The organism is Kitasatospora sp. NPDC058965 (assembly GCF_042741245.1).
GTDB lineage: Bacteria > Actinomycetota > Actinomycetes > Streptomycetales > Streptomycetaceae > Kitasatospora.
Genome location: NZ_JBHYKG010000329.1, coordinates 1 through 8,945 on the forward strand (window position 1 = coordinate 1; position 8,945 = coordinate 8,945).

An 8,945-nucleotide genomic window follows, 5' to 3' on the forward strand; every position below is an offset into this window, starting at 1 on the left:
ACCCTGCGCACATGAGCGCGTCTACCCCGCACGAGAACCAGTCCCCGGTCATCCAGGCCGCCCACCGGGCCCGCCAGAAGGGTGCACCCCACTTGAACAGCGTGAGAAGACCCGCCCGCCTCGCCCGCGCGGCCCTCGCCGTGGCCGCCCTCCTCGGGGCGATGGCCACCGCGACGCCCGCCGGGGCGGCCGGTGTCGAGGCCGCGCCGCCGGCCACCGGCGGCAGCCTCGGCTCGAACGTCGTCGTCTTCGACCCGAGCATGCCCCAGTCCACGATCCAGGCCCGGCTCGACGCCATCGCGGGCGCCCAGGCCGGCAACGAGTTCGGCACCCAGCGCTACGCCGTCCTGTTCAAGCCCGGCACGTACGGCTCGACCGCCGCCCCGCTGACCTTCTCGGTCGGCTTCTACGAGAGCGTCGCCGGCCTCGGGCAGAACCCCGGCGACGTCGTGATCAACGGGTCGGTCAACGTCTACAACCAGTGCAACGGCGGCGTGCAGACCCAGTGCTACGCCACCACCAACTTCTGGCGCTCACTCACCAACCTCACCGTCAACGTCACCGGCGGCAGCGGCTGTTACGGGAACACCGACTTCTGGGCGGTCTCCCAGGCCGCCCCGCTGCGCCGGGTGCACGTCAACGGCAACCTGACCCTGATGGACTACTGCACCGGCTCGCCCGACTGGGCCAGCGGCGGCTTCATTGCCGACTCCCGGTTCACCGGCGGCACCGTCATCAACGGCTCGCAGCAGCAGTTCTTCACCCGCGACAGCGCCCTCGACGGCTGGACCAACGGCGTCTGGAACCAGGTCTTCTGCGGCGACCAGGGCGCGCCCGCGCAGTCCTTCGCCGACAACTCCGGCCTCAGCGGCGGCCCCAACCCGTACACCACGCTCGCCACCTGCCCGCAGACCCGCGAGGCCCCGTACCTGTACCTGGACGGGACCGGGGCGTACCGGGTCTTCGTCCCGTCACCGCAGACCGACTCTTCCGGCCCGAGCTGGACCGCCGGCGCCACCCCGGGCAGCTCGCTCCCGCTGGACTCCTTCTTCGTGGTGCAGCCCGGCACCAGCGCCAAGCGCATCAACAACGCACTCGCCGCCGGTGACAACCTGCTGTTCACGCCCGGCGTCTACCAGCTCGCCGACACCGTCAAGGTGACCCGGCCGGACACGAAGATCGTCGGCCTCGGCTTCCCGACCCTGGTCCCGACCCGCGGCAACACCACCATGAAGATCGCCGACGTGGACGGCGTGAACGTCACCGGCGTCATCTTCGACGCCGGCCCGGTCACCTCGCCGAGCCTGCTGAAGGTCGGCACCAGGGGCGGCGAGGACGCGCAGGGCTCCGACGACGCCCGGGGCGACGAGGACTCCCGGGGCGACGGGGACTCCCGCGGCGCCGGGGGCGCGAAGGCCGGCCACGCCGCCGACCCGATCACCCTGGACGACGTGTTCTTCCGGATCGGCGGCGCCACCGCCGGGTCCGCCACCACCGCGCTCGTCGTCGACAGCAACGACACCCTGATCGACGACGCGTGGCTCTGGCGCGCCGACCACGGCGCCGGCGCCGGCACCTGGACCGGCGACCGCAGCGACACCGGCCTGGTGGTCAACGGCGACCGCGTCACCGCGACCGGACTGGCCGTGGAGCACTTCCAGAAGACCGAGACCCGCTGGAACGGCCAGCACGGCCAGGTGGTCTTCTTCCAGAACGAGAACCCCTACGAGGTGCCGAACCAGGCCGCCTGGCAGGCGAGCCCTACCCAGAACGGCTACCCGGCCTTCGCCGTCTCCCCCCGCGTCACCTCCTTCCAGGGCTACGGCATGGGCAGCTACTCCTTCTTCAACCAGGGCGTCGACATCCACAACGCCATGGCCTTCCAGGCGCCCACCGCCCCGGGCGTCCAGCTCCACGACCTGATGACCGTCTTCCTGAACGGCTCCGGCGGCATCGACTCGGTGATCAACGGCACCGGAAAGCCCGTCAGCTCCACCTTCGGCGGCCCGAGCGACGTCGTCGCCTCCCCCTGACCCCCTGACCCCCTGACCCCCGGACACCCCTGCTCCGAGCACACGGGGAACGGGTCGACCCACGAGCCCGGATCGCGCCGAGGAAGCGCGGTCCGGGCTCGTGGCGCTGCGGCCCTCCGCGCAAGCGCAGCCGCACCCCGGTGCGCCACGGGCGGCAACGGAGACCTCCGGCGCCCGTCGAGCACCCCGCCGACGGCTCACTCCTTCGGGTCACACATCGACGTGCGCGCCGCGCGGCGCAAGGATCGATCGTATTCGACCTGCCATGGTGGGCGGCACCGCACCCACCCGGAAGGAGCCTGGCAGCCTGATGACCGATCAGATCGCCTACGCGAAGATCCACCCCGCGATCGGGGTCGCCCGGATCGGAAACAGCACCCACGAGGACGGCTGGTTCTACGGCCCCGAGACGCCCTCCCCCGAACCCGTTCCGCCCGGCTTCCACAAGGACGACACCGGCGCGATCAAGCGCCAGGCCGCCCGGTTCCGGATCTACGGCTACGACAGCACCGGCCGGGTGGTGCGCGAACTGACCACCGCCGAGGCCGGCCTGACCATCGAGTGGGCCGTGCACGTGGCCAACCGCAAGGCCGCCTGGTACAACTTCGACCTCGCCTTCGACATCCCCGACATGGCGGGCAAGGCCTCCGCCCTCCGCAACGCCAAGCAGACCGACCGCGCGTCCCTGGTCATCGACCCCGGCCGGAAGACCCTGGCGGCCGGCACCACGGCGACCGTCGAGTTCACCGGCGGCAGCTTCCTCGGCGTCCCCGTCCCGCTCGGCCGGATGCACACCGACGAGCACGGCCGCCTCGTCGTCCTCGGCGGCACCGGCGTCTCCGGCGCGCCCGGCGGCGAGGAACTGCACTCCTACGGCAACAACGACGGCTGGCACGACGACACGTCGGACGGACCGGTGACCGCCACCGTCACCCTCGGCGGCACGCCCGTTCCGGTCCACGGGGCCTGGGTGGTGGTCGCCCCGCCCAACTACGCCCCCGACGTGAAGACCGTGCGCACCCTCTGGGACCTGCTGCACGACCTGTTCCTGCGCCAAGGCGCGGTGCCCGCCGACGGCGAGGTCTCCTTCGCCCGCGACATCGAGCCGATCCTGCGGCGGTTCAACGAGCTCCAGTGGGTCAACCACGGCTACGCCACCCACCACGGCCACGGCGGCCCCGAGGACTTCCTGTCGCCGTCGCTGCTGGAGCGCCTGTCCGACCCGGCCGAGCGCTACCGCGAGCTGCGCCGCCAGGTCTACCTGGCGATGCGCTACTACCCGCGCGACGGACTCTCGCCGCAGCCCTGGCCGTGGATCTACGGCGACGGGATGTCCAGCAGGCCCACCTCCCCGCTGCAGTACCTGATGCTCTCCGACACCCAGCTCGACCAGCTCGACCGGTGGTCCCGCGGCGCGTTCTCCACCGCGCCGTGGCCCGGCTTCCCGCACCGGTTGGAGGACGCCCCGCCCGCCGACCAGCCCGGCCTGCTCGACCGCGCCGCCCTCGACTTCTGCCTCGCCGACGCCTTCCACCCCGGCTGCGAGGTCACCTGGCCGGTCCGCCACCCCACCCTGTACAGCGAGCCGTTCCGCATCCTGCACCGCCCCGACGGCCAGCCCGAGCCCGACTACGGACCGCAGCTGAGCACCGCGCGCTGCCTCGGCCCGGACGGCCCGCTGCACGCCCAGGGCCCCGGCGACCTCACCCGCTGGATGGCCGTGCCCTGGCAGACCGACACCGCCAGCTGCCGCTCCGGCTACGAGTTCGGCGCCCTCCCGCACAACCGGTACGACCCGTACGTCCCGACCTTCTGGCCCGCCCGGGTGCCCAACCACGTCCTCACCGACGAGGACTTCCACATCGTCAACAAGGAGGCGGGCCGGCCCGGTTCGGACGAGGAGCGGGAGGACGCCTTCGCCCGCCGGGCCTCCTGGCTGCGCGGCCTGCAGGGCGACTACCCGCAGCAACTCGCCCAGGCCGTCGCCGAGTGGCACGAGTTCGGGATCGTCGAGACCCGCCGCTACACCGTCGGTGACGGCCGGTTCCCCGAGCTGATGCAGGTCGAGTCCGTCCCCGGCTTCCCGCTGGAGGGCGTGCTGCCCACCCGCAACCTGATCACCGTGCACCTGCCCGAGGCCACCGCGCTCGACTCCGCCGCCTACGGCGGGGTGCTCGACGCGCTCGCCCAGGACACCGGCCACGACCGCGCGGAGATCACCGCCGGCTACATCGACAAGCTCGACCCCTTCGGTACGGACGCCGCCAACGGCGGCGGTGCCAAGCCCGCGGACGGCTCCCGGTGACCTCCGCCGGGCCCCCGCACGACCACGCGACGGCGGCGGCGGACGGGCGCTACGACGTCGTCGTCGCGGGCGCGGGCCCGGCGGGCTCGGCCGCCGCCATCGCGCTGGCCCGGGCCGGCCGCACCGTGCTGCTCGTCGACGCCGGGCGCGGACCGGCGCCCGTCGGCGAGGCGCTGCCCGCCGCCGCCCGGGTCCTGCTGCGCGACCTCGGCGCCGACCACGCCCTGACGCGGGGTCACCTCCCCTGCTACGCCAACCGCTCCGCGTGGGGCACGGACGTCCTCGCCTCACTCGACAGCATCCGTGACCCGCACGGCCACGGCTGGCACCTGGACCGCCCCTTGTTCGACCGCCAACTGCGCGAGCACGCCCGCGCGCAGGGCGTCCGGGTGGCCGCACGCACGGTGGCCCGCCCGACCGGGCGGGCCGGCGCCGGCCACCGCAGCGGCAGCACCGGCAGCGGCCACTGGACCGTCGAGCTGCGCGGACCGGCCCGCACCGCCACCGTGCGCTGCCGGTGGATCGTCGACGCCACCGGCCGGGCGGCCGCCGTCGCCACCGCCTGCGGGGCGCGGCGGCTGGTCCGCGACCGGCTGGTCGCCGTCCACCTGACCCTGGATCCCGCCGAGTCGGCCGACACGACCACCACCGTCGAGGCCGCCCCGGAGGGCTGGTGGTACACCGCGCCGCTGCCCGCCGGCCGCCGCCTGCTCGCCCGGTTCACCGATGCCGACCTGCCCGGTGCCCGCCACCCCGGGTTCGCGGCCGCGCTCGCCGCCACCCGACACATCGGCCGCCTCGCCGCCCGGCACCCGCCGGCCGCGGGCACCGCGCTGCGCCGGGCCCCCGCGCACACCGTCCGGCTCGACACCGCCACCGGCGACGGCTGGACCGCCGTCGGCGACGCCGCGGCGGCCTTCGACCCGCTGTCCTCGCAGGGCATCCTGACCGCCCTGTTCACCGGACTGAGCGGGGGCCGCGCCGTGCACGCCCACCTCGCCGGCGACGCCGGTGCGCTCGACGGCTACGCGCGCACCCTCGCCGCCGTCGACACTGCCTACCGCCGCAACCACCGCACCCACTACGGCACCGAACAGCGCTGGCCCGACCAGCCGTTCTGGCACCGCCGGCACACCACGACCCCCGAGGAGACCCCCGTATGAGCAGCGCCGTGCACACCGACACGTACGCCGACACCGACACCGACGCCCCGCGGCACGGCCACCGCTTCCTGCTCATCGGCAAGAAGACGGTCTTCAGCTACCACCTGCCGCTGTACTACGTCCCCGTCCACGCCTTCCAGCTGATCACCACCTTCGGCCTGCCCGACCAGCTGCGCACGCTCTACCTCGCCGACCTCGCCGAGCACGAGGACCAGCAGGTCTACTACTCGCTGTTCACGGAAGGCCACTGGCCGCTCAGCGAGATCGTCGACGGCACCCGCACCTCGCTGCCCGTCGAACTCGAACGCGTCACCGTCGACGCCCAGGGCGCACGGACGTTCACCCCGCTGCTCCCCGCCGTCGACGCCACCTGCCGCAAGCAGGACGTGGTCCACTACCTGCCGCTCGACCCCGAGGGCGGCTACCCCGACTACCTGACCTGCCTCGCCTTCGGCCGCGACGACGAGGTGCACCTCGCCCACCAACTGGCCGCCGCCCCGAACTGGGACGAGGTGATCACCACGGTGAACCCGCAGGGCTTCCGGCCGACCGACCTGGCCCCGGCGGCCACCCTCACCGTCCCCAGTATCAAGGACGCCCACGGCGTCCTGCCGAAGAGCCCACTGACCACCGGCACCACCTACGAGGGCCGGATCGGCGAGCGCACCGTCAGCTTCGCCGCCGGCCGCCAGGGCTGGTGGAACAACACCTCGCTGAACAGCAAGTAGCCCGCGCCGCAGGTTCTCCCGTCCGCCGGAGGAAGCCCGCCGCCGATGCCTAGGATGAACGGCGGCGGTCGTCGCCGGGGAGAACGGGAGACATCGTGAGTCTCGTGGAACGGCACCGGGCCCTGAGCCGTGGTGCGCTGCTGGTCGCCGAGTCGGCGGAGGACGCCTACCGGCTGGGCGGCCTCGACCGCTTCCTCAAGCCGTGGATCCGGGGCCGGCTGGACGCGTTGGCCGGCCTGCTCGACAGTTGCGACACCAGCCGCCAACTGGCCGAGGACACCCGCTCCCTGGCGCAGGCGCCCGTCGAGTACTCGAAGCTGCGCGAGGAGCTGTTCTCGGACCTCCACCACACCCGGCCCGAGCCGCCCTGGCGCGTCGTCGAGCGCGGCACGATGGCGATCCGCGCGCAGTCCTCGGTGCTGCTGGCCCAGCCCACCTTCGTGCTGCGCCGCCTGGACACCGGGTCCGACGTGCCCGGGGCGGCGACCTGGGACTTCACGGTGCTCGCCCGCCCGTCCGACCCCGCCGACGAGGGCACGGCGTTCGTGGCGATGGCGGCGACCGGCGGCGAAGGCGGGCGGCTCCCCGTCCAGGTCGGCAAGGAACTGGAGGACGAACGGGCCTGGTACCAGCAGCTGGAGTACGGCTTCTTCGCGCTGGGCCTGAGCCCGTTCCTCACCGCGATCTACGATCCGGACCGCCACCGCGGTCAGGGCTGACGGGCCCGGGCGGGCGGGGTCCCGAAACGCTGTGCCGGCGCCTGCTCGACCTGCCCGCGCTGCCGCCCCGGGCTGCGGGCACCGCCCGGGGGTCGCGGGTCAGCGCCTCGGCCAGGCGTTGCAGCAACGCGTCGTCGGCGACGCTCTCCAGCACGGCGAGGAGCACCTCGACCAGCAGGGCGTCGCCGGACGCCACTGCACGGCAGATGCGTGCGACCAGGTCACCGGGGCCGCGGGCGCGTGGGCGGAGGTGGTTCACGGTGTGCCTCCCGTACGGTGCGCGGGGACCGTTGCGGATGCCCGGGGACGGTTGCGGATGCCCGGGGCGGAGCGGTCATCCCTCCTCCAGGACCTCGGGCAGCCGCGCGGCCACCGCGTCCGCCAGGCGCTCGAACTCCCGCCGCAGGAGCGGTGCGGCGAGGCGGGCGAGCCCGTGGAAGCGCAGCCGCGCGCGGTAGACCAGCACGGTGTGGGTGCCGGCGGGCCGCAGGCCGATGTCGTCCGTCGCGGTGACGGTCCGGTTCCGGCCCTCGAACACCAGCCGGTCCGGCCCGTACTGCTCCAGCCGGTAGGCGAGCTCGGTCCGCCGCCCGCGGAAGCGGGAGACGTTGCGCCAGCGCGCACCCACCGCGACCGGGCCGGCGTCCAGGCGGGTGCAGCTCTCGGTGCCCGGGTCCCAGTCGGCCGTGTGGCCGAAGTCGGCCAGGTACGCCAACACCTCGGCGCGCGGCCGGTTCACCAGGACGGTGCGCTCCACCGTGATCATCGGGACCCCCTTCTGTCCTTGCCTCCCCACGTGCGGTCGGTGGCTCGGGTACTTCGGCGCGGGCGGCCGTTCGGATGGGCCGCGGCCCGAGCGGTCCTGTCCCAACGGTGCACAGGCGGTGCGAGTGGCCCGCCCCGGCCCGTCGACGCACGGTGGCGGAGACGGAGGAGGAGCACCCATGCGTGGCAGTGACCGCCCGGCCGAGTCGGTCTGGGACTACCCCCGGCCACCCGCAGTGGTGCCGGCCGACGGACTGCAGGTGCAGGTCCGGTTCGGCGGGCGGCTGGTGGCCTCGACCACCCACGCCCTGCGCGTGCTGGAGACCAGCCACCCGCCGGTGTACTACCTGCCGCCGCAGGACGTGGCCACCGAACTGCTCACGGTCGCGGCCGGGACCAGCCTGTGCGAGTGGAAGGGACAGGCCCACTACTGGGACCTGCGGGTGGCCGACCGGCACGCCCCGCAGGCCGTGTGGAGCTACCCGGAACCGTTCCCGGTCTACGAGGTCCTGCGCGGCTTCCTGGCGTTCTACCCCGGGCGGGTGGACCGGTGCACCGTCGACGGCGAGGAGGTGCGACCCCAGCAGGGCGGCTTCTACGGCGGCTGGATCACCGACGAGATCGGCGGGCCCTTCAAGGGTGGTGCGGGCACCGCGGGCTGGTGAGCCCGACCCCGGCTGCGTCGCCCGGCTGAATACCCGCCCGGCACCGTGTCCTGCCCCGGGCTGGGCAGTTGGCCCCTACGTGACAGACCCCGAGCATCCCAGCACCCTGCCCGCGCTGCGCACGCAGTGGACCCTCGTCCAGCCGCTCCTGGCGGCCCTGTCCCAAGCCGGCATCGCCCTGCGGCCCGGCGACCTCGACCAGCTGTACCGGGCCGCCGCGCTGGGCCCCGACTTCGCCCAGGCGCTCGCCCGCTGGATCCGCACCGCGCACGCACAGCCTGCGCCACCGGCCCGGACCACTCCCGTCAGCGGACTCCCCGCACCCGTGCCCACGCTGCGGATCGCACCCGCCCCCACCCGCCCGGCCCTCGCCCCACCACCACCCGATACCGCCGACCGACAAGCCTGCTGACCACCCGAACGGACCCCTGCACGTAACCACCGTCTGCCGAACCAGGTTGCAGGACACATGCCCGTGATCAGCGACCCACGCCGTTCCCCGGAAGGCGGCAGACCCGTACCCGGCACCGGGACGACCACCGCCCCCGATCCGCACGGCGGCGGCCC

General features: G+C 73.9%; 8 protein-coding genes. 7 read left to right on the plus strand and 1 reads right to left on the minus strand.

What is annotated here, in order from left to right; all coding sequences use genetic code 11:
• From ACFW1A_RS34325 to ACFW1A_RS34345, 5 genes are all read left to right on the plus strand, one after another.
• A partial coding sequence (locus ACFW1A_RS34325) for a hypothetical protein (protein WP_380416118.1) occupies positions 1-2,033 on the plus strand: 2,033 nt, incomplete at its 5' end.
• A 310-nt stretch (positions 2,034-2,343) separates the two neighbouring features.
• Positions 2,344-4,338, plus strand: coding sequence for a LodA/GoxA family CTQ-dependent oxidase (locus tag ACFW1A_RS34330; protein WP_380416120.1), 1,995 nt, complete (start codon positions 2,344-2,346; stop codon positions 4,336-4,338).
• A complete protein-coding gene (locus ACFW1A_RS34335) occupies positions 4,335-5,501 on the plus strand; it encodes a tryptophan 7-halogenase (protein WP_380416124.1) in 1,167 nt (388 codons plus the stop codon). Before ACFW1A_RS34330 ends, ACFW1A_RS34335 begins: the two co-directional genes overlap by 4 nt.
• Positions 5,498-6,229, plus strand: a complete 732-nt coding sequence (locus tag ACFW1A_RS34340) for a hypothetical protein (RefSeq protein ID WP_380416129.1) — start codon at positions 5,498-5,500, stop codon at positions 6,227-6,229. The genes ACFW1A_RS34335 and ACFW1A_RS34340 overlap by 4 nt, the downstream gene beginning before the upstream one ends.
• 95 nt (positions 6,230-6,324) lie before the next feature.
• The gene (locus ACFW1A_RS34345) at positions 6,325-6,948 is read left to right on the plus strand and encodes a hypothetical protein (protein ID WP_380416132.1); all 624 of its coding nucleotides are present in this window, start codon (positions 6,325-6,327) and stop codon (positions 6,946-6,948) included.
• Positions 6,949-7,282: 334 nt separating this feature from the next.
• Here ACFW1A_RS34345 and ACFW1A_RS34350 read toward each other — a convergent pair whose 3' ends face one another.
• A complete protein-coding gene (locus tag ACFW1A_RS34350) occupies positions 7,283-7,714 on the minus strand; it encodes an SRPBCC family protein (protein ID WP_380416134.1) in 432 nt (143 codons plus the stop codon).
• Between the two features lie 178 nt (positions 7,715-7,892).
• Between ACFW1A_RS34350 and ACFW1A_RS34355 the strand changes: the two genes are divergently transcribed.
• Positions 7,893-8,378 (plus strand): DUF427 domain-containing protein, encoded by a 486-nt coding sequence (locus tag ACFW1A_RS34355; RefSeq protein WP_380416136.1) that lies wholly within the window; start codon positions 7,893-7,895, stop codon positions 8,376-8,378.
• A gap of 79 nt (positions 8,379-8,457) precedes the next feature.
• Positions 8,458-8,790: a hypothetical protein gene (locus ACFW1A_RS34360; protein ID WP_380416138.1), complete on the plus strand. Its 333-nt coding sequence runs from the start codon at positions 8,458-8,460 to the stop codon at positions 8,788-8,790.
• Positions 8,791-8,945: the final 155 nt, after the last annotated feature.